The following is a 26,994-nucleotide window of genomic DNA, read 5'->3' as shown; positions in this document are numbered from 1 at the left end:
CGGTCTCATTATGAGACAAAAGTCTACCTTTGAAACATATTTTTAGCTGTGAAAATAGAAACCTGATTTAATGAACTAAGAAAAAGTTCTATTCTCACCGATTTCATATTCCTTAATCTTGCGATAGAGAGACGCTCTGCTAATTCCTAATAATTTTGCTGCATCTTCCTTATGCCCATTCACATCAACAAGCGTTAAGGCTTTCATAATTGTTTCCCGTTCCAAGACTTTGAGGTTTAACGAGGAATCTATCATTTCCGGTTTATGTTCCGTTTTGATTCTTTTTGGCAAGGTATCAGAGGTAATCATACCCCCAGCCACCATGGTTACGCAGTATTCAATCACGTTCCCCAATTCTCGGACATTCCCTGGCCAAGTATAGCGGGACAAGATTTCTATAGTTTCCGAGGTGATTCCACTAACTGACCTATCGGTTACTACAGAATAATAATCTAAATAGAATTGGGTCAATATGGGGACATCTTCTAAACGTTCTCGCAAGGGTGGAATCGTCAGTGGAATAACATTTAAACGATAATAAAGGTCTTCTCTAAATTCGCCCGTTATTACCATGTTATCCAAATCTCTGTGAGTAGCAGCAATGACACGTACATCCACTGGAATTGAGCGAGTACTGCCTATTCGCTCAACCCTTCTTTCTTGCAACACTCTCAATATCTTAACCTGCAAGTGAAGCGGCATATCCCCAATCTCGTCTAAAAAAAGAGTACCATTATGAGCAAGCTCAAACTTTCCTAGTTTCCCACCTCGCTTAGCCCCCGTAAACGATCCTTCTTCATATCCGAACAATTCGCTTTCCAGTAGATTTTCAGGAATGGCACCACAATTTATGGCGATGAAGGCATGCCCTTTACGTTTACTGCTCTGGTGGATCGCTCGAGCTAACAGTTCTTTTCCTGTTCCGCTTTCTCCTTGAATCAAGAGGGTTGCCTTACTGGGAGCAACATGTAAGGCCATGGCTTTTAAGTCTTTCATCTTCTTAGAATTTCCGACAATCTGTGAAAAATGAGTTTCAATATCGTTCACAGTCGCCGCTTTGACCAACTTCTTTATTTGCTGAAGATCCCTCAGAGTGATAACCGCGCCTTCAATATTTCCGTCATTTTTTATTGGCACTACGTCACAATATAGTTGTGTAGCCACCCTTTTCCCCTGAATGTTACCAGAAAACGTTTCTCCGCGTTCAACGGCAAGCCAAAGGTTTTTGTTATCCAATAAGTGATATAAAGCCTGTTCTTCTTGCGCATCAATGTCCAATAATTTAGCCGCCAGCGTATTATAATGCGTCACTTTTTGCTGATCGTTAACTAACAAAATGCCGTCATGCAACAGATTCAGTACTGTAACTAATTGGCTTGTTAAAATGTCGCGATCATGATTTTGTTGGATTTCAGTTGCCTTCCCAACAAGAAGGTCAGCCATCTTTTCCAAAAAAAGCAACAGGGATTGTTTATTGTCCATTAGCCGCTGAGTTTGCTCCTCATCAAAGCTTACTAATCCAATAACCCCTATGATCTGATCCTCAATGCGTATGGGTATGGCAACCTCAGCATACTCCATACAGTTCCCTCTGCAGGGACAAGGCTGGCAGAGTTCGTTGAAGCCAGGGTTGTCAATAATGACCGGAACCCCTGTTTTCATAACGTGCCGATAGACAAAGCCATCATCCATTGGGCAACCGCATTGGCTTTTATATTTCCCCGTACCGGCAACCCGAATTAAGTCGGCATCTGCAATTTCAACTTCGATTTTTAGCGCTGCAGCAATCGCGTCTGCAGTTTGTTGGACTGTGCTCTTAATATTACGCAGGTAATACAACATGCTTTACACCTCATATTATTCGCTTTAACCTACATTATATACAACTATTCGCCTTATATCGCTTACTTCCTACTCCATAAAGCATGTAAGAATAAAAGAATTATAAAGGGAAAGGAAGCACCTTATCTTTAACGATTGTGTGCTTCCTTCCAGTCTAATTCCAGAACTAATTATTAACGTCCTGCAGACGGCAATTCTCCATCCCAAACAATACTGCGATATTTAAAGGGGTCAGTATTTCCTTCTGTATTGAAGAGTAGTATTTGGGATTTTTCGTCCAGATGAAGAGCTTCACGGGCCTCTTTTAAGCCCTCATCTATCATAAGCGTGCTAAGCAAACCGGCCGTTACAGCGCCAGATTCACCCGAGATCACTTTCGGATCCCCCAACAATGGATTTGCCAACACACGCATTCCTTTAGCCGCTACCCAGTCAGGGCATGAAACGAACACATCACTGTAATCGCGCAAGATATTCCACCCTATCAAGTTTGGTTCTCCACAGGCAAGTCCTGCCATAACAGTAGCCATGTCACCGCCGACTACCCGTGGTCTGCCATCCGCTGCAAGAGCAGATTTATATAAGCAATCCGCTTGATCAGCCTCCACTATCACGGTTTCTGGGCGTCCCTCTTTAAATAAGGAAGCAAAATATCCTTGTACAGAACCTGCCAGAGCTCCAACTCCTGCCTGAACAAAAATATGAGTCGGCTTCTCAATACCCAGATTGTTAAGCTGTTCTATAGACTCTGCCGCCATTGTCCCGTAGCCCTGCATGATCCAACTTGGAATCTCCTCGTAACCTTCCCAAGATGTATCCTGTACAACTACCCATCCGTGCTTTTCTGCTTCTACAGCAGTCATTCGTACGGCATCATCATAATTCATATCAGTAATCTCAGCTGTAGCACCTTCAGACCTAATCCTTTCCAGCCGATATTGTGAAGAGCCTTTGGGCATATAGACTACAGACTTTTGACGTAATTGTCGAGCAGTCCAAGCAATTCCACGACCATGGTTTCCGTCTGTAGTAGTAGCAAAAGTTATATCGCCTAATTGCTCTTTAACCTCTGGGGAAGTAAGAACTTCGAAAGGCAGTTCACTTATATCCTTGTTCAGTCGTTTCGCTAGGTATCTTCCGATTGCATAGGAACCGCCCAAGGCTTTAAACGCATTTAGGCCAAAACGATATGACTCATCTTTTACATAGATTCCACCAACCCCTAAATTGTTAGCAAGCTTGCTAAGTTCACGAAGTGGGGTAGGTTGATAATCTGGGAATGTCCTGTGGAAATTTATTGCCTTTTCTATAGCCATTTTATTAAATAGTTCTGTTGAAGCGCCCGTTCCATTTTGTTTAACCATACTATTTTGTATCCATTTAATTTTATCATTCATTTAAAGTACCTCTCCTCTTTTTTTAAATATTGTGCAATAAAACTACACATTTAATACGGTATCAAAAAAACAATTTCTTGTTTTGTCTATAAACCTTCTATCTCCCCCTAAAAACGAATTCATTGACTAGGCTTTCCGCTATGATATTTAATGCAATTATCGTGCCAACTTGCAAATACAAATCCAAAAAGGAGACCCGCTAGAAATTTTGTTGATCTAGTGGGTCTCCCCGATACTACATTTAAGATTCTTGCAATAATCTCTATGATTTAATAAGTTATCATGGGAAAAGAAGTGCTCATTAAAACGGGATACGATTAACTTGAATCATTCAGATGAAGACCGATGCGTTTGATGTCAGCGCACTTCTCTAAAGCCGTATCTCCATATCATTCGTAAATACTAAACCCAAATCAATCTCCAAGTCTTCAAATATTTCAACCTTGATTTTATCATAGTTTTGATATAGCCCGCTTCGTTGATACTTGTTATCCTTATTAAGAACATATACGTCCACAACCCTATCCAAGGGAAATGCCAACCAGTATTCACTTACTCCGTTCTGCTCGTACAAGAGGAATTTTTCCTGCATATCCTTTTTGGCGGTGGCGGGTGATATTATTTCTATAATCAAATCAGGGGCACCCTTACACCCTTTTTCGTCCAATTTATTCCTGTCACAGACTATAGCTAAATCAGGTTGCACCACTGTGGTAATTTCTTCATCTTTCTCATTTGCCAGTGGCAACCGCACATCAAAAGGAGAATAGAAGACCTCACACGTTTTACCCACTAAATAGTTGGCAAATTGCAGGGCCAATTTACGTGAAATTCTTTGGTGTTCAGTGGAGGGAGCCGGAGTCATATTATAAGGTATTCCATTTATAAGCTCCCATCGTTCATCTTCCGACCAATTTACATAATCGCCATATGTATATCTCAGTCCGCTCATCTTTTCGGTAACACCCATATGACTCTCCTTTTCACCGACTATCATGATCCAAACCAATTGTTTTATCATATCTTTACAATATATTACCACAATTGTTCGGACAATTCATGTCAATACCGCAACCGAATCTAGAATAACATCAGCATTTTATAAACACCCTGTTGTTTTATATCCTAGATGTCTATTATAATTGAAATGTAATTTCTTAATTAACAAAATCAAGTTCTTTAACTGACTTAATATTATTGCCTAAATTCGCAGGGGATTGCTGCAGTTAGCTATCGGTTAAACAAATATGAGAGGGGATGGAATTAGTGTTAAACACCTCTAATGACAGACGAACAATACGCACAAAAAAGATGATAAGAAATGCTTTATCAGAGTTAATTGAAGAAAAAGGATTTAATCATATATCAATTACCGACTTAACCAGAAGGGCTGATATAAACAGAGGAACATTTTACTTGCACTATGACGATAAATTCGATTTGTTAGAGAAAGTTGAAAACGAAGTACTACAAGAGCTATATGCTCATCATATAGGCCATATTGATTTTCTAAACATAGCCTCTATAGACACACCTATGCCCTATATGATCAAGATTTTGAAGCAGATCAGAGAAAATGCAACATTTATGAAAGCTATTTTAAGTCCAAAGGGAGATCCGGCATTTTACATAAAGCTCAAGCAACTTTTAGAAACTAAATTATTTGAAAAGAGGGTCATTCAAGCATTTGAGCGTGATAATCTGCTGATTCCCGACACATTTTTTGTCGCCTACGTGGTTTCAGCTCATATAGGAGTGATACAAGAGTGGCTTGTGGGCGGTATGGAACAATCTCCGGAAGATATGGCTCTAATCTTATCCAAAATGTTCTTTCTCGGTCCCTTCAGAGTATCTGGCTTTAAATATCGCACTGATTAAACAGGTGGTCTTAAATCAGATGCAAGCACTAAAAAATAGTCGTCGGCCAAAGTCAAGTCCTTAAAAACCAGGTGCCTTTTGGACGCTAATCGCATTTGCTATAGGACCTTGAGTCTTTAGCTTTCTTACTTCATGTTTTTCTTTAAGAACAAGAAAGAAGATCACCAATAAAAACCCACTGGTTAGAACAATGTATTGACCTAATTCAGGAATAAAGTAACGCAAATCCCCACCCTTGTACCCTAAACCCCGCAAAAACTTAAAGTGCAAAGACAAAGGAATAACCTTGTTAATCCATTGTAGAAGTTCTGGCAATAAGGCAACAGACACTTGACCACCACTAAGCAAGAACGAGGGCATCATAAGCCATAAGATTCTACCATTAGCCTTGTCAACGCTTAGGGCCGTCCACCCAATTAACATCGCCAATAAACTGGTATCCAACATATACAGCAGAAACGGAATCATAATTTGAAGCCAATGAGCTTCAAATCGAAGGCCACCAATTTGTTTAAGCACTCCCATTACTAAATAGCTTGAAACACTGGCAATTAGAACATAAGGAACTACCCGAAAAATAATACCCAGCGGATGTTTTAATTCATCCTGTAACCTCCCCTCCTCACGTAGACGAGGTACTATATTTATCGTATTGCTTCCTAAGAGAACAAGCATAATCAAATTTACAAACATTACTACCGCACTCATGATCGTACTATTGGTAGGGTTAAATAATGTGCGTTGTTCTAGGACTATTGCAGTAAGCGGAGTGCTCTTCGCGGCATTTTCCAAGCCGACGACTTCATTGACCCCAGTGCGTATACTCGTCGCGCTAGCGGCAAGTGTCATATCTAAGTATAAGCCCATATTAATGGGACTTCCTTTGAGATATGCCGCTTCTAACCCTGTTGGGAGATATAAGACTCCAGAAAATTTCTCATTGTACAGAAGTAGTTCAGCTTCTACAAAATTGTCATAAATATCAAGAACATGGACATATTGAGACGAGTTTAACTTATCAATCAGTTGCCGGCTATATGTACTGTGATCGAGATCGATAATCGCCAAAGGTGCTTCACTTACATAACTATTTTTAAATATATAGCCAAATACAGCCGCAACCACTAAGGGAACAAGCAGAATAAGGATAATAAATTTGCCTTTGATAATGTGTCTCCACTCATCAATTAGTGGTTTCACTCGTATTCACCTCCACTATCATTCCCGGCAGAAGTTCTGGCGTACGTTGCACATCAATGCGAACTAGGAATGAACTAACATCTGATTGTCCTTTATCTCTACTCATTCTCATACTTGCGTATTGGGGTGCAGAGGTAATATAGCGGACCTTACCTTCGACCTTCTTATTTAAAGCTGCAATCTGCCCTGTCACACTTTCGTCAACCTTATATTTCGTTATTTGCGTCTCATCGACATAAATAGTGTAGTATAGCTGGTCAGATTCAATAGTAACAACTGGTGCTCCTGATGCAGTATTCTCTCCAATCTTGGGAATAATGCGGGTTACTTTACCGTTTGAAGGCGCTTTTAATATCATGCGTTGTTTTTGAACCTCCAAGGACTGTAGCTGAACTTGCATTGCTTCCTTTTGCTTTTGAAGAGCTTCGATGTTGTAATCATTATTTTGAATATCCGTGCTTATTTGGGCTTCAATTTTTTTGGCAAGTGCTTGTTGCTGCGATAACACGTTTTTTGCTGTGTCAAGTTGGTAACTGACAGTATCCAGATTTGTCAGGGCAACCGCTCCAGCATCATATAAAGCTTTCGTTCGATCGTAATTAGTTTGCGCTAAATTTAAGGTTTGTTGGGATGCTTCCACTACGAGCATTTGACGTTCTAGATCTTCAGTGCGCGTGACTTGAGCTTTTGTTTGCTTGATCTTGACATCTTGTTGTTGTATCTCCGTCTTTACTTTGGTTATTTGCAAATCAAGATCCGTTGGATCAAGTGTGATAAGTACTTCTCCCAGTTTTATTTGTTGCTCCTCTGTTACCATAATAGCAGTCACTTTGCCTCCAACCCCTTGAAAAGATAAGTTAGAGTTATCTGCAGTTAATAGACTGCTTTTTTTGATTGACGCCATCGTTACTGCATCTTTTCCTTCCATAGTCATAAATATCCCACCAGCACCGAGGAAAACGATTAATAGTATAAAAGAAATTAATCTTTTCATGTCTTTTTGTCTCTCCTTCTTTAAATAATTAATCTAGCATTGGGTATAACATCTATCTAAGCAAACTAAGCTCTAAGCAGTAGATACTATATAACAAGACCTTGATGAAATAATCCATTGATTTGTCAATCTAATTATATTGACGTAAGAAATGTTTGCAATAATCAAAAATGCCATAACTGTTGACAAACCGACTATATATACCAAAGTGTTCAACAATTATAGAGGAATTTTTCCTGCATATCCTTTTTGGCAGTCGTGAGTGATATAATTCCAATTATCAAATCAACGGCACCCTTACACCCCTTTTTGTCCATTTAAAAAGATGTGACATGTTTCTGTTACGATTATTCTTACAATCTATGATTAAGTGGTTATCATAGATTACGAAGTGTTAATTAAGGAAGTGATTCAAATGGACTTAGTGGAATGGGTAAAAATACAGACTCTCTATGACTCTGAAAAACAAGCCCAGAAAACTGCAAATATTGTTGCTACAACCGAAGCCAGGTTAGCCAATCAACAACACGGACCTCAGTATGAAGTGGAAACCCGCGTAGATCAAATAGACGGAAAATGGCAAGTGTTTTGGCGAAAAGTTTTTATTGGCAATAAAACTGGTTGCGGCGGAGGCTGCCAATCTTGTAGCGACAGTGAACCAATACCTAAGAAAAGTACGTGCAAAGTGATACCTTTTAGAAAACCTTCAGTTTAAATCGAATCAAGGAACCCCATTGGACACCAATCTGGTAACTATGGGGTTCCTTGATAATATTAATTATATCTATTACCGACTTAACCAGAAGAGCTGATATAAACAGAGGAACATTTTACTTGCACTATAATGATAAATAATGCGGGTTACTTTACCGTCTGAAGGTGCTTATAATATCATGGGTTGAAAGACCGTCATCGCTTAGTTCCGATAACGGTGCTTTTATCTTCATATTAACGTCCGAGCCTGCCAATCTTTCATCTTCGATTCTACCTGATTTAATTACTAAAACACTCAGACTTTCCTTAGTTCTTCAACCCCCGCTCCTTCTGCACGATTTTACAGGCCACTTGATGGGCTTTTTTCCGAATCTCCTCTGTATCTTGAGTAAGAAGTTGTCCCCTTCGTACAACAACCTTCCCGTTAACAATCGTGGTATCCACCAAACTCTGGTTCCCGCAGCACACAATCGAAACCAAGGGATCATGAGAACCTGCATAGGCTACATCCTGCAAATCAATCAGAATAATATCTGCAGCCTTGCCTGCTTCCAAACGCCCAGTATCGGGACGTCCTAAGACATCTGCGCCCCCGCGGGTCGCGCATCTCAGGGTCTCATAAGCTGAAAGGCCTTCATCTTTATAACGGAGATGGTTCAGCAGATATGCTCTGCGGACCTCTTCCCACATATTCGAACCATCATTACTAGCACTTCCGTCTACCGCAATCCCCAGTTTAGCACCCGCTTTGACCAGATCCGAAGTTGGACAAATCCCACTTCCCAGTTTCATATTCGAACTGGGACAGTGTGCTACTCCTGATCCACTCTGAGCTAAAAGAGCAATTTCTCGCTCACTGAGATGAATGGCATGGGCAAACCAGACGTCTGGTCCAATCCAGCCCACGTCTTCCATCAATTCGACGGGGCGGCGTCCGTAGCGTTCTAAACAAAACTTTTCTTCATCGAGGGTTTCCGCCAAATGAGTATGCAGCATAACCCCTTTTTCTCTGGCCAAAATTTGCGACTGCCTCATCAGATCAAGGCTTACTGAGAAGGGAGAACACGGTGCCAACGCCAGACGAGTCATCGCATAAGGGGAAGGATCATGATACCTCTCAATCAAACGCTGAGAATCTTTGAGAATAGTCTCTGCGTCTTGGACCACCTCATCAGGGGGCAACCCCCCTTCGCTTTTACCTAAGGACATGGACCCCCGTGTAGCATGAAAGCGAATTCCGATTTCTTGAGCCGCCGTGATTTGCGTATCAATAAAGTTACTAGATTGCCCTCTCGGGAAAACATAATGATGATCGGTTGTTAAAGTACATCCAGTACGCAGAAGTTCACTAAAACCTACCATAGCCCCATAATATACTGCGTCTGGAATGATATGACGCCAAAACTCGTAAAGATTAATCAGCCAGTAGAATAGCGGCATTCCCTGGACCTCCGGCAACCCGCGAAATAAGGTTTGATAGAGGTGGTGGTGAGTATTTACTAAGCCTGGAAGGACAGCCATTCCTTGAGCGTCGATAATTTCAGGTTTATCTAAAGAGGTTGAAGAGGTTAAGCTTAAATCTTGGCCCACTGCAACAATCTTATTACCTTCAATGAGAAGATTAGCATTTTCTAGTATTTCATCACGATCATTAAAAGTAATTATATAGGAAGCATTTTTGATCAAAATGGACATAAAAGTATCCCCTTTCTTTTTAAAAAGAGGCAGTGGTTCCTGTGCAAGAACCGCTGCCTCTAGATAATTTATTTACTTATTAAACCCTTAAAGAAATAATGTTTCCGAGTCGAGTTGATAAATTGTTTTTTACCAATCACTTTTATTATAAAAATTTCTTAACCCGTTTACGAGTTCACTTTGAAATACCGACTTTCTCATTGAATTGTTCGATGAGTTTATCGAGTTCTGGTCCCATCTGGTGCAACTTACCCCAGTATTCGTCATAATCATACCATTGTGCATTAAGATCGTCCACATCATACTCTTGTTGTTCAATCCATGTGTAGTACTTAAGGTTGTGAATACGCTTCTTGGTCATGTAAGTTAACTCTTCCATGCTGTCAGTTCTAACGCCCAAAACGTTTCTGTTATGATCAATGGCAGCGTTAAGCGAAGCATATTTACTGCCTCTTTCCGCTTCCATTTCCTGCAATCTCGACTGATACATCTCTGCAGAGTCTGTAAGGACCGTCATAACAATGTCATTCTCGGTCAACTCATAGTATTTTGCAAATTTTATGCAGGATAGAATATTTGCTGCACCGGAAATTCCAACCCAAGAAAGCTTCGCAATAACCTCTTCAGATATCCCTTGCTCTCTCAAATAGTCCTGGCCAGCAGGTTCATTAAAGAGACGGAACAGTCCCAAGCTGTCATTGTCATCAATGGCGATGACCATATCGGTATTCTTAACATTATGAACCCACGGGATATGTTTATCCCCGATTCCTTCAATTCTATGTTCACCAAAACCATTATCTAGTAAGGTTGGGCATTGTAAGGCTTCGCCAACAGCGATTTTAGCATGTGGATATTGATCTTTTAAGTAGTCTCCGCTACCCAGCGTACCAGCAGAACCCGAGGTTAAGCATACTCCCGCAAATTTCCCCTTCGAGCCGATTTCAGCTTTGATAATATCATGCATAGCATTTCCGGTAACTTCATAATGCCATAAATGATTACCGAGTTCTCCAAATTGATTAAAGATCACAACGTTATCTCGGGTTCTTCGGAGTTCCCAAGTTTTATCATAAATTTCCTTGACATTACTTTCACTGCCGGGAGTTGCAATAATTTCCCCTGCGACGGTCTTCAGCCATTCAAAACGCTCTCTACTCATATTTTCTGGTAAAATAGCAATCGATTTGCACCCTAATAAGGCGGAATTGTAGGCTCCACCACGGCAGTAGTTACCGGTTGAAGGCCAAACTGCTTCGTGATATTTAGGATCAAATTGTCCAGTCACTAGGCGAGGTACTAAACAAGCAAAACTAGCTCCAACCTTATGAGCACCGGTCGGGAAATACTTACCTGCCATAGCAATAATTCTAGCTTTAACTCCTGAAATTTCAGAAGGGATCTCAACATAGTTCGGCAACGGATTAAATAAGCCGCCATCTTTAACAGGTTGGTTTTTCCAAGAAATTCTGAACAAGTTAATGGGGTCAACATCCCATAAGCCAGTTTTCTTCAACTTTTCTTTTACTGATGCAGGTATCTTATTTGGGTCCTTCATTTGTGCCAAGGTAGGAATAACAACATTTTTTTCTTTAACACTCTGCACCGTCTTTTTAAGTTGCTCTTCATTAATGGTTAAATTGATCAAGCTTCTCATATTTGACCTCCTTATTTTCGAAGTTCGAGGCACGAGGCTCGAAGTCCGATTGTGAAATGTTCGAATCATTATTTGTCTGTGTATCTTGCCTCGTGCTCGTACATCTCGCCTCGACTTAGACTTTCCCTTCCAACTTCACCAAGAGTTCCTTCAGGGAAGGCTCAACTTTGATGGGCTCACCCACTGCTTTAATCGCGTTTTGTACATCCTTCAATCCATTACCTGTGACAATAGAAACTACTTTTTCGTCGGCTCCTATAACTCCTTTTTCCACTAGGACCTTAAGTCCTGCAGTTCCAGTCACACCGGCAGGCTCTCCGAAGATACCACTTGTTCTGCCCAGTTCACGCATCGCATCCAAGATAGCCTCGTCGGATACTGCGACCATCGTACCACCCGATTCACGAACAGCGTTTAAGGCCTTATCCGGATTGCGCGGCACTCCAACTGCAATACTGTCAGCAATCGTGTTCTCTTCCTTGGGAGTCCAAGGGCGATCTTCCAAGAAGGCATCGACGAGCGGGCAACATCCTGTAGACTGAACCCCGGCAATTTTAGGCAAGCGATCGATCCACCCGGCATTATAGAGGTCCTTAAAGCCTTTCCAAACCCCGGCTATGGTGCAACCATCCCCAACAGAAAGGATCACCCAATCCGGTACTTCCCAGTTCAATTGCTCGGCGATCTCCAAAGCAACCGTCTTCTTCCCTTCAACCAGGTAGGGGTTGATAGCTGCATTACGATTATACCAACCAAAACGTTCAATCGCCTCTGCTGAAAGTCTGAAGGTATCTTCGTAAGACCCTTGGACACTAATCACTGTAGCTCCAAAGATTAGCAATTGGGCAATCTTCCCTTGCGGTGCACGGCTCGGAACAAAAATAACAGATTTAATACCCATGGCAGCGGCGCTGCCTGCCAAAGATGAGGCCGCATTACCAGTAGAAGAAGCGGCGACCGTGGGCGCCTTTTCTTCCACTGCTTTAATGACAGCAATAATCGAGGCTCGGTCTTTCAGCGAAGCTGTCGGATTCTGACCGTCGTCTTTAACATACAGGTTACTCATACCTAAACTTTTCCCTAAACCCTGAGGTTTGTAAAGAGGGCTCCAACCCACTCTCAGATGAGGGCGTGCAGAGTCTGGACCAATGGGCAGAAAAGGCAGGTAGCGGAAAATTGAATAGTCTTTAGACTGGGTTAGTTGCTCACGAGAAGTCAGTCGATTAATTTCTTTGTAGTCGTATTCTACATCCATAATGCCGCCTTTTTTGCCGCAGGATGGACAAGTATACGTACCCGCCTCAGCAGGAACTTGCTTTCCACAATCAATACAGCGCAGTCCTAATACATTCTTCATCAAGATCACCTCAAATTCTATTCCAAAGTTTCTGAGACAACTCCCTTGAACGAGCACCGATAGCTACTTCATCAATGTCTATGAGCTTTCTGTCGAGCATACGCACGCGCCCATTAATGACTGTTGTTTCAACAGACCGTCCTGAAACTCCGAAGAGGAGATGTCCGCTCCAATTGTTGGACCCTATGGGAGTCGGCGGTACATAATCAACAACAATGACATCCGCCCATGCACCTTCGGTCAATTCGCCAAATTTCCCGCCAAACAAGTCTGAGGCAATCTCAGGGTTATTGCCATAAAGCATTTGCGGCACCTCACCCCAAGCTACACTCGGATTAGCCATGGCATGTTTATGAAGGATATTTGCCACTTTTCCGCTCTCAAACATGTCACACGTATAGCCATCGGTCCCAAGTCCTACCTTAACCCCTTCACTGAGCATTTTTAGAACTGGAGTTACTCCCACGGCATTCCCCATATTTGATTCCGGATTATGCACAACTTGGGTCTTTGAAGCTTTTAGCAGATCGATCTCATGATCATCAATATGTACACAGTGGACAGCAATGGTTTTTGGTCCCAGAACTCCGAATTTCTCCAGCCGTTCAACCACCCTCATCCCATATTTGGAGAGACTGTCTTCTAAATCTTCTTTTCCTTCTGCAACATGAACGTGAAATCCTGCTCCCAAGCGTTTAGCTTCCTCGCTGCACTTTGTCAACGTCTGATCGGATAAGGTCAGAGAAGCATGGAGCCCGAACATTCCAGCGACCATGGGATCTGGCTGAGCCTGACACTCGGCAATAAAGTCGACATTCTCTTTAATTCCCTCTTGTGCAATCGCATCTCCATCTCGGTCCGAGACTTCGTAACAAAAAGCAGCACGCACTCCCATTTCTTTAGCAGCTTTTGCTAATGTGGATAAACTGCCTGTAATAGCCATAGGACTGGCATGATGGTCAACAATTGTGGTTGTCCCTGTCTTGATGCACTCAATCAAAGGAGTCAGTCCACTGTAATAAACGTCATCCAAAGTTAACAGTTTATCAAGTTTCCACCAAAGTCCCTCTAAAATATCTCCAAAGGTTTTAGGAGGTTTGCTTTTAGAGTCCATTCCGCGGGCAAATGTACTATAGAGATGCATATGCGTATTGATCATTCCAGGCATAATAAGTTTTCCGCGAGCATCGATAAATTCTGCATCAGGGAACCGCTTTTGTAAATCTTGAGTTGACCCAACCTCAATAATCTTACTGTCTTGGATCAGAACACCGCCATCTTGAATCACTTGATTACTTTTGCCCATGGTTAAAACCGTACCATTAGCGATCAAAATCATTAAATCATCATCCTCTCTATATTTAGGTGTTTAATTAACTAAAAACCTATTTAAAAACTTGGCTACCGCCCGAAGACACTGTCTTCGCACGAATTAGTCATTCCGCCAAGCCATAGGCACAAGGGTCTGACTCTAATATGAAAACATCCGACAACATGGCATCGTATTATTTCACAACGATGTGCTTTGTTTACCATTGGGTCGGATTAAAGTTATCGCTTTTGATAAACACATAGAGCGACAAATACCGCACCCTATGCACTTATTAACTTCAACTTGAGGCAGTCCATCGACCAAGCTTATTGCTCCATGCCCACCTGATTCGCACGCAATGCAGCAAGCTCCGCAACCATTACAGTCTTCTTTCTGAATATGCGAAACTACTTGAATGCCTCTCGGAAGTCTAGAATGATCTACCAAATACGGCAGTGACTTACCAATTACATCCGTCAGACTCTGGAAACCCTTTTCCTTCATCCAACCTTCTAACCCCGGCTTCAGTTCATCAATGATCCCTAAACCAAACCTCAAAACAGAGGTACACAATTGCAAGGTGCTTGCGCCAAGAAGAAGAAATTCAGCACAATCTTTCCAAGTAGCAATTCCGCCGCTAGATGCAATATCCAACTTAACCCTTTGGGCAATTTCAGCTGTACAGCGCAAAGAAATCGGCTTCAAAGCGGGTCCAGAAAGTCCTCCATACGTTGAAAGCCCTGCAATATTAGGATAAGGAATTAAAGTATCCAAATCCACGCCGGTAATGCTTTTTATTGTATTTATGGCACTGACTCCGTTGGCACCACTGCGTTCAACCGCTTCAGCAGTGGCCATTATATCGGAATCCAGTGCCGAGAGCTTGATGACAACAGGAACATCTCCGGCCGCTTCTTTAACCCAAGAAGCAATTTGTTCCGTTCCGACAGGCTCTTGTACTTTAGTACATAAAGTCCATTCAGTACCATGTGGATGCCAAATGCTGCATTCAATAATATCTGCACCTGCTTGAACAAAACGTTTAGTTAGCGATTGCCAATCTTCCTTAGTAAAGGCCATGATACTGGGAACGACCACTTTATTTGGAAACCTTTTTTTAAGAGCCCTCACATTTTGTTCAACAATTTCAACAGAATGTTCTGAGACAAGATCTATATTTTGAAGACCGATAAAGGCATTTTCTTGTTCTATTCGGGTGACCATGGGGAAAACTCGACTTACTATTCTAGAATCAACCGCAACAGTCTTTAAGACCGCCCCTGCCCAACCAGCTTCAAACCCTTGAATTAAAAGATGCAAATGGTCTGTGGCCGGAGACGGCGCTAAGATAAAGGGGCTTTCATGTTTTATTCCGCAATAAACAACGGATAAATCGACTGTCATTTTCTAAAACCCCTTCGATGTGTGTTGCATTTGTTTGAAATCAGGAAAGGTGAGAGAGAAAGCTCTCTCACCCTAATATTTCTTACTCACGAATTCCAGCGTTTGCTTTGAGTTCGTCTAAGTCTCCTGCCCCTTTGCTTCCGTTGAAGAAAGCATTGAGAATTATAGCTGTGATTGAACCTAATGTGATTCCACTATGCATAATGGTCTGACTCCAAGAGGGGAAATTTTGAAAGAAGTTCGGAACCATTACAGGGATAACACCAATTCCGATACTGATAGCAACAATGAAAATATTAGTATGGTTACGTTCGAAGTCAACCTTAGCAAGAGTCTTAATCCCACTTGCCGCCACAATTCCGAACATGGCAATCCCTGCACCACCAAGTACTGCGTTAGGCAAGGAGGCAATAATTGTAGCCATCTTAGGGAATAATCCTAAGACAACCAATATTAAACCGGAGGTAGCGACGACGAAACGACTCTTAACACCAGTTAAACCGACTAAGCCAACGTTCTGGGCAAATGCAGTGTAAGGGAAGGCATTGAAGACACCACCAAGTGCAGTAGCTAAGCCATCTGCACGCAAACCTGCAGTAAGTTCATCTTGACCGATCTTTTTGCCGACCATCTCACCAATAGCCAGAAAGTCTCCGGTCGACTCTACCATAACAACTAACATGACCAAAATCATGGAGATGATCGCACCAATATCAAATATTGGGAAACCGAAGTAGAAAGGTGTTGTAATGCCTATCCAAGGAGCGTCAGCCACACCCGCAAAGCTTACAAGTCCGAAGGGGATGGCTACTATAAGACCGATAATTAAACCAAGCAATACTGCAATGTGGGAGAGAAAACCTGTAAACAGTTTATTGATCAAGAGAATGCTTACAAGTACAACGGTTGCCACGAAGATAAACGTTAACGAGCCGAAATTCTTATTTCCGATTCCACCCGCAGCCCAGTTTATACCAACTGGCAAGAGAGAGATCCCGATAATGGTAATAATAGTCCCTGTAACAATCGGCGGAAAAAAGCGGATCAGTTTACTAAAGAAAGGTGCCGCTAAAAACGTAAATAGCCCTGCCACAATAACTGAACCAAAAATCATGGTCATGCCGCCCGTCTGAGCCATGATGACCATGGGCGTTACAGCAGCGAAAGTAACCCCTTGAATAACCGGAATTTTGATTCCAATTTTCCAGATCCCCAGGGTCTGGAGCAGGGTAGCAATTCCACAAGTGAATAAGTCTGCGTTAATTAAAAAGGCAGTTTGTTCAGGGGTTAACTTTGCCGCTCCTGCAATAATCAAAGGAACTGCAACCGCTCCAGCGTACATAGCAAGTACGTGCTGTAATCCATACAAAAAAAGTTTTCCGGCAGGTAGCATTTCGTCAACTGGTGCCACTCCATTGTTGGTATTTGCCATTATTAACTTTCCTCCTTATTTTAAGTGCGGTGAGATTAATTAAACCAGCTGTCACCTCCTTATAATCGATATCCTTGAGTAAGTCCCGCAACTAATTCAAGGGGTCTACTTCGCTTTGACCTCTTAGGAATCTCAGATACCCGTTTTGTTTAACAAGATCGCCGGCAAAGTATTAAATTTTGGGTCAAGGGTCCTTTGCAAGGAGCATTGTTGCGCCTATACCTTTGTTTCTGTAGCAATATTCGTGCCAACTCGATTAATTAAACTGAAGTTGCCTAAGAAACGACCTTTTCCTACTTTAGCCCCTATTTACCTTTATCAAAAAGATAAATTTAATTCAGGGTTTTCAAGTCTTCGCCTTCGAAAAACGTCTCCATACGGGGCACAGAGTCGAATATGTAGGTCTTATCATTATGATAAGATTCATACCTTAATGATAAGATTTTTCAATAGAAGAATTACTTTTTTAGATCACCAAAAGAATTCCACTATCGGAAAATAAAATCGCTAAAAACCATCATGGTTTTAATCCCGAGAGAGGTCGACTCGCGAAAGTTCGACCTCTCTCAATATGTGCATTAGTTCAAAACTTTATACAGATATTCGTAGTCTTTGTAAACGGTCCAGATAAAGGCCGCAACCTTATCATCGATCGGTACATCCGTATTGCCGGATTCATCAAACTTCACCTTGGATATTTTGTCATCAAGGCGCAGCATAAATTCTCCCTCAGAGCCGTCACCTAAGAAATAGAAGCCGATATTAGGACTGTCCATGAAATCCTTTTCAGTCCAGAAAAGAGTCAATTTGACTTTATACGGTTCGCTGGAATACGGGCAGAAGGTTCCACAGTTTCCGCAGACATTACACATTCCGTCGACGTGCAGGATCTGACTCATATTGGTTAACCCCTTGCCATTGACCGGGATCATAAGGTTGGCACGGTTCGGGCAAACCTCGGCACAGATATTACACACTTTATTACACTCTAAACATCTGTCCGATTCCAGTTTGTGATCGGCAACAGGTTTCATAACAGCTTTCTTTTCGGCAATTTCTAACAACTGCTTTTCATTATTAAAGGAGATTTTAGACGTGAACTCTTGTTTGAATTCCAGCCCTTCTTTTTTCAGAATAGCTTTAGCCGCCATCGTGCCATGCTTAGCAGCTCCAACTACAGTCCAAGGTCCAACAAGGGCATCCCCGCCGATGAAGACATTTTCTACGCTAGTTTCCAGTGTTTCCTCATTGACGAGAATCTTCCCTTTCTCCCCAACTTCAATTCCATTGCTCTTTAACAGATCATAATCGATTAATTCCCCAATAGCAGACAAAACGGTATCAATCAACAATTCTTCAAAGGCACCCTCAACCGCCATAGGTCTCCTTCGCCCAGATGCATCCGGCTGACCCAGTGCCATCTGCTGGCATTTCAAGACCCCTTTAGTCAAAGATAGCGGAGCTAGCAGTTCCTTAAAGATTACCCCATCTTCCTCAGCATAGATCAATTCTTCATGGTCTGCAGGCATGTAGTCTTTGGTTCTGCGATAGACGATATAGACATTTTCTACACCCTTGACTCTTAGGGCAGCCCGAGCAGCATCCATCGCGGAATTCCCGCCGCCAACTACCGCAACGTTCTTACCGAGTTTCAGGGCATCTTTATTGGCATTAAAGGCTTCCAGGAATGGAATTGCTCCCATAACCCGCTCTTTATCCCCGTTGATGTCCAGATCGTTGGTCTTACCTGCACCAATGGCCAGATAAACGTACTGGAATCCTTTTGCTTTGTATTCAGCCACTGAAACATTTGAGTCAATGCCAAATTCAAACTTAACACCCATTCTTTCGATGAGCTTAATATCTTTAGCGATCGCTTCTCTCGAAATTCTGAAATCCGGAATTACATATTCGACTGTACCGCCAGCTTTCTCCCGCTTATCAAATACCGTAACCTCCATGCCTCCTTTGGCAAGGAAATAGGCTGCAGCCAGTCCGGATGGACCCGCTCCAATCACGGCGACTTTGGCAGATGACTCCGGTTTAAGCGCAGGGAACTTCTGCATATAGGCATCATAGCCCTTTTCGGCAGCCACTAATTTCTGCCCGCGGATATGCACGGATTCATCATAGTCTAAACGAGTACATTTAGTCATACAGTTATGAGTACAAATCGTACCTGTGATGAAAGGGAATGGGTTTTTAGATACAATGACATCAAACGCTTCCTCGTAGCGGCCTTCTCCTACCAAACGCAGATATTCCGGAACATCCTGTTCAATAGGACATCCAACCATACAAGGGGCAATGAAGCAATCGAGAACCGGGAGCTTAAGCTCTGTTTTTCGATTGACCAGATCTCTCTTTTCTTTGAGATGATTGGCATCGCTTAAGGAACTTTCAGCAAGGGCTTTTAATTTCTCCATATCCAGTTTGCCGGACTCCTTATTATTCATGAGAGGATCTAAAATGTCCGCCATTTGTTTAAAGCGCATATAGGCTCCGGGTTTTAACAAGGTGGTAGCCACAGTGATGGGCTGGATTCCCGTCTCGAAGATGCGATCAATATTGAAGGCATCCGCCCCACCCGAATAGGAGATTTTGAGATCCCCCTCAAACTCAGAGGCCAACTTATAGGCTAGATTAATCGTCAAGGGATAAAGCGCTCGACCGGACATGTACATTTCTTCGCCCGGCAGTTCCGATCTACCAATCTTTACCGGTAACGTGTTGGACATCTTGACCCCAAAGTCTTTTTGCTGCTCTTTAGCAAAAACCTTGAGGCGTTTTAACATCTCAACTCCATCCTTAAACTGCAGGTCATGAGTAAAGGATTCTTCCTTGAGCTGAATATACTTGTAGCCCATTTTATCGAAAGTGTTCCGCACATACCCATACCCTAAAAGCGTCGGATTCATCTTGACAAAGGTGTGCAGTTTCTTTTCACTAAGCAGGTATTTAATAATGGCTTCAATCTCTGCCGGCGGACAGCCATGCATGGTCGACAAGGTGATGGAAGTACAAATATTCGGTGAAATCTGTTCAATAAAGGCACGATCGACCTTCTTAAACTGGTCAACATTCTCAAGTAAAGAAGCTAGACACTCCTTATAAATCTCAGTTCCTGATGCATCCTTAAGCCCCTCAATAAATTGATCGACTTTAGGAGATTGAATTCCTTTGAGGTCATACCCCACACTCATATTGAACATAAAACGTCGGTCACTTTGGTTAAACAGCTCTTTTTGCAACACATGGAGCGCAAACCATGCTTTAACATACTCGTCAAAGGCGCCCATTATCGGAAGCTCGGTAGACCACTCTGTGTTATAGCACTCATCTTCCGCCAAGATACAAGGCTTAGGAATCTCTAACTCATCCATGATTTGAACAGATTTTAACTCAAAGAAACGACTTCCACTTAAATAGGAAGCAATAATATTTTGAGCAAGCTGTGTATGGGGACCGGCAGCCGGACCAACCGGAGTATCCATAGTTTCGCCAAAAAGCCCAATTTGTTGATCATTGCTTTTTCGGAAAAATTTGACCTCAGAAACTCCAAAAATGGTTTGAGTTCGTTTATATTCTTCAAGCATCCAATTGACTAGTTTATTGAAGGGAATCGGGATCATTTTGTCACTCATCATTATCTATCATTCCTCAATTCTTATGTTTATATAGAGATTCTTCACTTGGGTCGCTTGGGTCGGGCAGCTTCGCCCACTTCCGTTCACACAGCACTCCAAGGCTCGCCCACGCGCTTTCGCAGGAGCTTCGCCAAACCTCCGGGTAATACCTGAAGTGAACCCGTGGCTGCACTTCCCGCGAAAGCTTTGTGGGCCTTACCGCCTCTCCATGCGATGTGTTCACTCCTGTGGGCGAAGCTGCCTTCCTTTTGGGTCTATGAATTCTTGAGCATGCTTTTGGGGGTGTTTATCAGCGTAGCCTTACATGCCGCTGCCGCCGCACCTGCAGTGATTGAAAATAAATCCTTGGGTTGGGCGGCTTCTCCTGAAGCATGTTCCAGCTATTTTCCCTTGTAATGAGGGCTGTCAACACATGTGCAAACATGTCCTTCTAAAGACTTTTCAGCAGCTTTCAAAATGCTCTGATACCCGGTACAACGGCATAGATGCCCCGAAAGTTCTCGTTTCAACTCTTCTCGGGTGTAATCTTTTCCGCTCTCCTTCAAGGCCGTAGTGGTCAAGACGAGGCCAGGGGTACAGAATCCACACTGTACAGCACCCTCCTCGACGAAGGCTTTCTGAACATCAGAAAGCTCTCCGTTTTTCTCAGCTACACCCTCAATGGTTTTAATGTCTTTGCCATCCGCCCAAACCGCCAGGTAAATGCAGGTATCGTAAGGAACACCGTCAATGAGCACACTGCAAGCACCGCATTCTCCTACCCCGCACCCTTGCTTAGCACCCGTAAAACCCAAATGACTTCTTAAGACATCCAGCAACGATTCGCGTACATCCACCTCGAAATTATAAGCTTTTCCATTGACCGTAAAGGCAATTCGTTTAAACAACTTCCGCACCTCCTGCGTTGACAACGGCTATTTTCAGAGCTCTTTGAGTGAGCTCTTCCACCAGATGTTCCCTGTATTCTTTAGATGCCCGCCAAGAGGTTCGCGCCTTGGCAGATTTAACTGCCAGCTTTCCAATCTCCGCTAGGGTTTCCGATGTAATCTTCTTGCCCTTGGCATACTCCTCCGCCTCAAGACACCTTAATGGAGTCGGACCTGCAACCCCAAGCCCAATTCTAACCTCATCGAAGTTTCCGCTTTGCACTTTACAAACAACCGCCACCCCGAGCGTGGCAATATCCATCGCTTCACGCATAGCAAACTTAATGTATTGCCCGCCAAATCCTTTGTAATCTTCCGGTGCAATAAGAATCTCGGTAAGAATTTCCCCTGGGTTCAGTGCAACCTTGCCGGGTCCCAGATAGAATTCACGAATCGGAACCACCCGCTCCCCATTCTTATCCTGTAACTTCAAGTGGGCATTAAGCGCAAACAAGGATGATGCACTGTCTGCCGACGTAGCTCCATTGCAAACGTTTCCGCCAATGGTCGCAATATTTCTAATTTGCGGACCGCCCATAGAGATGGCCGCTTCCGTTAAAATTGGAATCAAATCCTTCAGCATGGGATTGTGAAAAATCATCGAGAAGGTAGCCATCGCACCAATAACAATCGTCCCGTCTTCCGCTACGCTAATACTCTCCAAGGATTTAATCTTACGCAGACTCAGGAGCTCGGCATCTTCAAGTTGCCCCCCGTGCATTTTGATAAGCACATCTGTCCCGCCTGCAATAAGTTTCATATTTGGGTTATCCGCAAGCAACGCTGTTGCTTCGCTTACAGTTTCAGCATCGTAGTATCCTTTAATATCGTACATCTCATCACCGCCTTACTAGATTAATCCCGTTTCTTTAAACTTTTCAAAAACGCGTTGCGGATTCATCGGTATCCGATTAAAAGCCACATCCGTTGCGTCGAACACTGCGTTGCGTATAGCAGGTGCAGGCGAAACTATTGGAGGTTCTCCCAGTGATTTTACGCCAAAGGGTCCGGTTGGATCCTCTTTTTCAACGAAGGCTGCACCAATCTCCGGGGTATCCATGATTGTAGGAAGCTTATAGTCCAATAAGTTATTATTAAGAGGTTTACCCGTCTTCTCATCAAAGAGCAACTGCTCAGAGAGAGCATAACCTATGGCCATACTGACCCCGCCGTGAACTTGTCCCTCGGCCAAAAGCGGATTGACAATCTTACCCGAATCATGAACATTGAAGATTTCCAGAATCTTAATTTTTCCAGTCTTGATGTCTACTTCCACCTCTGCAAAGGTTACCCCATAAGGAATCGCATTAATTCGTGCATTATTCGAGACATCACTCGTAATTGGTTGGGCATTAACTCTGTCATAATAGGATTGCATCGCAACAACTTCTAACGCTATGACTTGTTCCCCCGAGTCTTTAAAGACCACAAATTGATCCTTGATATCTAAGAGATGAGCAGGAATATCCGTCATTCTGTTTGCGAAAGCAAGAACTTTCTCTTTAACTTCCAGAGCTGCCTTTTCTACCGCCATCCCTGATACATAGGTTTGTCTTGAAGCATAAGACCCCGTATCAAAGGGGGTAATGTCCGTATCTTGGGTGCTTATCACATGCACCATATACATGGGAATCCCCAGAACCTCAGCCACCATTTGAGCAAAGACCGTGTCACTTCCTTGACCAATTTCTGTTGCTCCGAGTTGCAGTTGAACTGAGCCATCTTGATTCATAACAATACGGGCTCCCGCAAGTTCTAAGGCCACCGGGTAAGTCCCTGAAGCATAGCTGAAGCAAGCCATGCCCAACCCCCGACGTTTGTCTCCGGTCTGCTCCTTATATAAAGCCTTTTTGGCATCCCATTTAATTAATTCTCTGCCCTTATCAATACATTCCCGGATACTGCAGCTCATAATCTTATTTTTACTCAATAGGTCTACGTGCCCGACTTCAACCAGGTTTTTCTTTCGAATCTCGATGGGATCCATCTTAAGCTTTTTGGCTATGTCTTCAATATGAGATTCAAAGGCAAAGAATATCTGAGGCGTCCCATATCCACGCATTGCTCCGGCAACCGGCAAATTTGTGTAGACTGTTATAGGGTCATATTTCAAAGCTTTAGTTGGATATAGATAGCGGAATTTGCCCCCGCCGCTGCTGGCTATTGAATGGCCGTGGGAAGCGTAGGCCCCGGTATTTGAAACAGCCGTTATATGAATTCCGTTGATCTTGCCATCATTGTTAATTCCAGTCTTGATCTTAAACTTAAACGCATGACGAGTACGGGTATCAATCATCGCCTCTTCACGAGAAAGTTCCAGCTTTACAGGTCGTCCACCCACAGCCAAACTCATCGCAACATTCAATGGCTCAATACAGACATCCTGTTTATTTCCAAACCCGCCCCCAACATAAGGCTTTATTACTCGCACCCTGCCCCAGGAAATACCTAGGGATTGGGCAACAATCCTGCGTACAATATGTGGAATCTGAGTCGAGGTCATGATAACGATTCTTCGATCCGAATCAACATAGGCATGAGATACTTGATTTTCCATATGGCAATGTTGGACAATACTTGTTTCGTACTCGCCTTCGATAACATGATCCGATTCTTTTAGGGCTTCTTCAAGATTCCCTATGGCGTATCCGCCCGATGCCAGAATGTTTCTTTCACAGTCATCATGGATCAACGGAGCGCCTTCTTTAAGGGCAGCGTCAGTGCTGGTCAAGGCTTCCAACACTTCATATTCAACCTCAATTAACTTTAACGCCTTTGAGGCGATCAAAGCATCCGTCGCAACCACAGCTGCTATATTGTCTCCTACGAATCGAGCCTTCTGAGTCAAGATATAGCGATCTTCTTTGTCACGATGACTTTCATCCAGAGAAAAAGGATGCCCAGCGGTGCCATATTTTAGTTCTGCAACATCAACTTCGTCCGTTGCAATAGCCTCAATCACACCCGGCATGGCTGTAGCGTATCGAATTTCAGGAAGATCTTTATACGTTAGAACAGCCTCAACACCGGGCAAGGCCTTCGCTTTGCTTACATCGATTGATTTTACAATCGCATGCGCATAGGGACTATGCAGGATTTTCCCAACCAACATATCCCGTTCAGAAAAATCATCCGTATATTTGGCCTTGCCTGTCACCTTGGCTACAGCATCGACTCTTGTAACGCTTTTCCCTACAACTGTATAAGCCATTTTGTTTCCTCCCGTCCCTAACAATTATTGACCTTTTAACGGTTCTAGCATATGTAACCGTGCAAAATTCATGCCAACAGGCTCATGTGTCGAAAAATGAGTTAACTCCCCGAGTTTACATTTAAGTTAAGTAAATATATTTATCACATTGATAGACCGAAAGTTGGATAACAGCCTCAACCTCTAGTAACCTCTCGTTATCATAATGATAATAAAATTATCAAACTAATAGGTGCTAATCATTATGATAACACCTATTAGTTCGATCTATCTTTCATTAGACCAAAGCTTCAAATTCTCTTTTCAAAATCACTCAATATTGTAACGAGCAAGTTTGCGATAAAGGGTTGCTATTCCGATTCCCAAAGCCTTTGCAGCTCTTTCTTTACCCTGCACACCTGTTCCAAACGCCTGATAACAACGCATGATAGTCTCACGTTCAACCTTTTCAAGGTTAAACTCATTTGATTCAGCCTGACTTTCGATCTTTTTCAATCTCGGAGATAAATGCTCCTCAGTTAAGGTTGCATCTTTGGCTAAATTCATGGCATACTCCATAATGTTTTGCAATTCACGAACATTGCCAGGCCACCCATAATCAAATAGCCTTTGACGGAATCCATCCGATATAAATCGAACCTCTTTATTAAGCTGTTGATTAAACCCTTTAATAAAGTGTTCAGACAAAATCTGCAAATCCTCTTTGCGATCCCGCAAGGGTTTTATATCTATAGGAATCACATTAATCCGATAATAAAGATCTTCACGAAATTCTCCCTTAGCCATCATTTCCTCAAGGTTTCGATGAGTTGCCGCGATAACTCGGACATCGACAGGAATCGGAGCTATTCCACCAATCCGTTCTATTTGGCGCTCCTGCAGCACCCGAAGAATTTTGGCCTGCAGAAACAAGGGCATGTCTCCTATCTCGTCGAGAAAGAGCGTTCCTTTATTGGCTAATTCAAACTTTCCAATTTTGCCCCCTTTGCGCGCTCCGGTAAAAGCACCTTCTTCATAGCCGAAGAGTTCACTTTCCAGTAACGTTTCGGGAATCGCCGTACAGTTAATTGCCATAAACATACCTTGTTGTCTGGAACTGAGATTGTGAATTGAGCGAGCCAACATTTCTTTCCCCGTTCCACTTTCCCCACGGATCAAGACTGTCGACTTACTTGCGGCAACAACCTTGGCTCGTTCACGAATCTGGCAAACTGTATCACTGACACCTAAAATATCATCAATGGTGTACCCTGCATCTTGTAAGGAAAGTCGATGGACGATTCGTCCAATTTCATCAAATGGGCGCAAGGTCACGCCAATGCTCTTGACTCCCTCTTCACCATCAATGGGCAACGCTCGCAAAATCATTTGAACCCGATTTTTCTTAGTTTCCAAATGCACTTCCCGCTCAACGACTTCATTCACATTAGTCCCCGCTCTGAGAATATCCGCGACGATTTGCGGTATGAACAAGCTCTTCAGATGACTTCTCGGGGTCAGCAAATTAGCACTGAACAAGCGCTTAGCCGCTTGATTATAGTGAAGGACATTTCCCTCGAGATCGACCGTTATGAGCCCTTCTTCTAAGCAATCGATAATCGAATTAAGATAGTGATTGGCTGAAACCAGACCCGCCAAAAACTCTTGTTCTTTCATCTTTAGGGCAATAGTTTCCGCCATCTTGGTTAAGAAAATCAGATATGATTGTTGGTTTTCTTGAATGAGTTTAGCTTGGGTTTCATTAAAGCAAATGAGACCGATCGCTCCCACTGCCTTATCATCCACATTGATTGGAGAAACAACTTCGTATTTCTCAGAACAATTCCCCCGGGCTTTACATGGGGCGCATAGGGGATGATTGCCAGGCGTTTCTATAACGAATTGATGACCGGTCCTCAAAACTTCCTGGTATATATACCCTTGCCGATCCATGGATTGACCGACCCCTTTGTGATACCTGCCTGTTCCAGCAATACGCATCAGATTATGATCCGCTACCTCAACATCGATTTTCACAACAGTGGCAATTGCTTCAGCAATTTGTTGTGCATAATCTTTAACGGCCATAAGTTCAACCATTAAGCTACCCCCATCAATACTATTATTTCTCATAAAGTCGGTTAATATGACAACTATCTTCCTTTTGCCTCACTAATTGATTAATTTGTTATTTATTATTTCGTTTCAAAATGATAAAATCCTTTAATTATTTATCACTTTGAGAATTTTTTAATATAGCTTTACACCAGTGAATAATATGCTCTTAGAGAGCTAACTTCAACTTCAATAATTGTGCAATCGATTTCTTCTAAAAATACACAATGGTAT

19 protein-coding genes are annotated in these 26,994 nt (G+C 42.7%); 3 read left to right on the top strand and 16 right to left on the bottom strand.

The features are described from left to right. Positions 1–75: 75 nt before the first annotated feature. The 3 genes from M8E35_RS21790 to M8E35_RS21780 form a co-directional block, all read right to left on the bottom strand. Complete coding sequence (locus M8E35_RS21790) at positions 76–1,842, bottom strand: sigma-54-dependent Fis family transcriptional regulator (RefSeq protein WP_252472460.1); 1,767 nt, start codon at positions 1,840–1,842, stop codon at positions 76–78. A 173-nt stretch (positions 1,843–2,015) separates the two neighbouring features. Continuing rightward, positions 2,016–3,239, bottom strand: a complete 1,224-nt coding sequence (dpaL, locus tag M8E35_RS21785) for a diaminopropionate ammonia-lyase (RefSeq protein ID WP_252472449.1) — start codon at positions 3,237–3,239, stop codon at positions 2,016–2,018. Between the two features lie 370 nt (positions 3,240–3,609). Next, positions 3,610–4,209: a Uma2 family endonuclease gene (locus M8E35_RS21780; protein ID WP_252472447.1), complete on the bottom strand. Its 600-nt coding sequence runs from the start codon at positions 4,207–4,209 to the stop codon at positions 3,610–3,612. 296 nt (positions 4,210–4,505) lie between these two features. Between M8E35_RS21780 and M8E35_RS21775 the strand changes: the two genes are divergently transcribed. Then, complete coding sequence (locus M8E35_RS21775) at positions 4,506–5,117, top strand: TetR/AcrR family transcriptional regulator (protein ID WP_252472445.1); 612 nt, start codon at positions 4,506–4,508, stop codon at positions 5,115–5,117. A 60-nt stretch (positions 5,118–5,177) separates the two neighbouring features. On the opposite strand, the gene M8E35_RS21770 is transcribed toward M8E35_RS21775, so the two are convergent. Together M8E35_RS21770 and M8E35_RS21765 are read right to left on the bottom strand one after the other, a co-directional pair. Continuing rightward, the gene (locus tag M8E35_RS21770) at positions 5,178–6,317 is read right to left on the bottom strand and encodes an ABC transporter permease (protein WP_252472443.1); all 1,140 of its coding nucleotides are present in this window, start codon (positions 6,315–6,317) and stop codon (positions 5,178–5,180) included. After that, positions 6,301–7,311, bottom strand: a complete 1,011-nt coding sequence (locus tag M8E35_RS21765; RefSeq protein WP_252472441.1) for an HlyD family secretion protein — start codon at positions 7,309–7,311, stop codon at positions 6,301–6,303. The genes M8E35_RS21770 and M8E35_RS21765 overlap by 17 nt, the downstream gene beginning before the upstream one ends. 415 nt (positions 7,312–7,726) lie before the next feature. Here M8E35_RS21765 and M8E35_RS21760 point away from each other — a divergent pair, with 415 nt between their 5' ends. Further along, entirely contained in the window at positions 7,727–8,026 is a 300-nt protein-coding gene (locus tag M8E35_RS21760; protein ID WP_252472439.1) for a hypothetical protein, read from the top strand. A gap of 305 nt (positions 8,027–8,331) precedes the next feature. Here the strand turns inward: M8E35_RS21760 and M8E35_RS21755 are convergent, their stop codons facing one another. From M8E35_RS21755 to ygfK, 7 genes are all read right to left on the bottom strand, one after another. Beyond that, positions 8,332–9,720, bottom strand: a complete 1,389-nt coding sequence (locus M8E35_RS21755; RefSeq protein WP_252472437.1) for an 8-oxoguanine deaminase — start codon at positions 9,718–9,720, stop codon at positions 8,332–8,334. A gap of 175 nt (positions 9,721–9,895) precedes the next feature. Beyond that, the gene (locus M8E35_RS21750) at positions 9,896–11,377 is read right to left on the bottom strand and encodes a pyridoxal-phosphate dependent enzyme (protein WP_252472435.1); all 1,482 of its coding nucleotides are present in this window, start codon (positions 11,375–11,377) and stop codon (positions 9,896–9,898) included. Positions 11,378–11,492: 115 nt separating this feature from the next. Continuing rightward, positions 11,493–12,734: a threonine synthase gene (gene thrC / locus M8E35_RS21745; protein ID WP_252472433.1), complete on the bottom strand. Its 1,242-nt coding sequence runs from the start codon at positions 12,732–12,734 to the stop codon at positions 11,493–11,495. A gap of 10 nt (positions 12,735–12,744) precedes the next feature. Beyond that, positions 12,745–14,073, bottom strand: a complete 1,329-nt coding sequence (ssnA, locus tag M8E35_RS21740; RefSeq protein ID WP_252472424.1) for a putative aminohydrolase SsnA — start codon at positions 14,071–14,073, stop codon at positions 12,745–12,747. 171 nt (positions 14,074–14,244) lie between these two features. After that, positions 14,245–15,450 (bottom strand): NAD-dependent dihydropyrimidine dehydrogenase subunit PreA, encoded by a 1,206-nt coding sequence (gene preA / locus M8E35_RS21735; protein WP_252472422.1) that lies wholly within the window; start codon positions 15,448–15,450, stop codon positions 14,245–14,247. An 82-nt stretch (positions 15,451–15,532) separates the two neighbouring features. Continuing rightward, positions 15,533–16,882, bottom strand: coding sequence for a nucleobase:cation symporter-2 family protein (locus tag M8E35_RS21730; protein WP_252472420.1), 1,350 nt, complete (start codon positions 16,880–16,882; stop codon positions 15,533–15,535). A gap of 578 nt (positions 16,883–17,460) precedes the next feature. Continuing rightward, positions 17,461–20,529: a putative selenate reductase subunit YgfK gene (gene ygfK, locus M8E35_RS21725; RefSeq protein WP_252472419.1), complete on the bottom strand. Its 3,069-nt coding sequence runs from the start codon at positions 20,527–20,529 to the stop codon at positions 17,461–17,463. A 162-nt stretch (positions 20,530–20,691) separates the two neighbouring features. Between ygfK and M8E35_RS21720 the strand changes: the two genes are divergently transcribed. Further along, a complete protein-coding gene (locus tag M8E35_RS21720) occupies positions 20,692–20,925 on the top strand; it encodes a hypothetical protein (protein ID WP_252472417.1) in 234 nt (77 codons plus the stop codon). Here the strand turns inward: M8E35_RS21720 and xdhC are convergent. The 4 genes from xdhC to M8E35_RS21700 all read right to left on the bottom strand — a co-directional run bounded on the left by xdhC (position 20,910) and on the right by M8E35_RS21700 (position 26,745). Next, entirely contained in the window at positions 20,910–21,416 is a 507-nt protein-coding gene (gene xdhC, locus M8E35_RS21715) for a xanthine dehydrogenase subunit XdhC (protein WP_073029529.1), read from the bottom strand. The two genes, M8E35_RS21720 and xdhC, sit on opposite strands and share 16 nt — an antisense overlap. Next, positions 21,409–22,290, bottom strand: coding sequence for a xanthine dehydrogenase FAD-binding subunit XdhB (gene xdhB, locus M8E35_RS21710; RefSeq protein ID WP_252472415.1), 882 nt, complete (start codon positions 22,288–22,290; stop codon positions 21,409–21,411). The genes xdhC and xdhB overlap by 8 nt, the downstream gene beginning before the upstream one ends. A 15-nt stretch (positions 22,291–22,305) precedes the next feature. Continuing rightward, on the bottom strand, positions 22,306–24,666 hold the full coding sequence (xdhA, locus tag M8E35_RS21705) for a xanthine dehydrogenase molybdenum-binding subunit XdhA (protein WP_252472414.1): 2,361 nt from the start codon (positions 24,664–24,666) through the stop codon (positions 22,306–22,308). Between the two features lie 309 nt (positions 24,667–24,975). Continuing rightward, positions 24,976–26,745, bottom strand: a complete 1,770-nt coding sequence (locus M8E35_RS21700) for a sigma-54 interaction domain-containing protein (RefSeq protein WP_252472412.1) — start codon at positions 26,743–26,745, stop codon at positions 24,976–24,978. Positions 26,746–26,994: the final 249 nt, after the last annotated feature.

The organism is Desulfosporosinus nitroreducens (genome assembly GCF_023897015.1).
Taxonomy (GTDB): domain Bacteria; phylum Bacillota; class Desulfitobacteriia; order Desulfitobacteriales; family Desulfitobacteriaceae; genus Desulfosporosinus; species Desulfosporosinus nitroreducens.
Note: the sequence above shows the minus strand (reverse complement) of the source record. Positions and strands in the feature narration are given on the sequence as shown.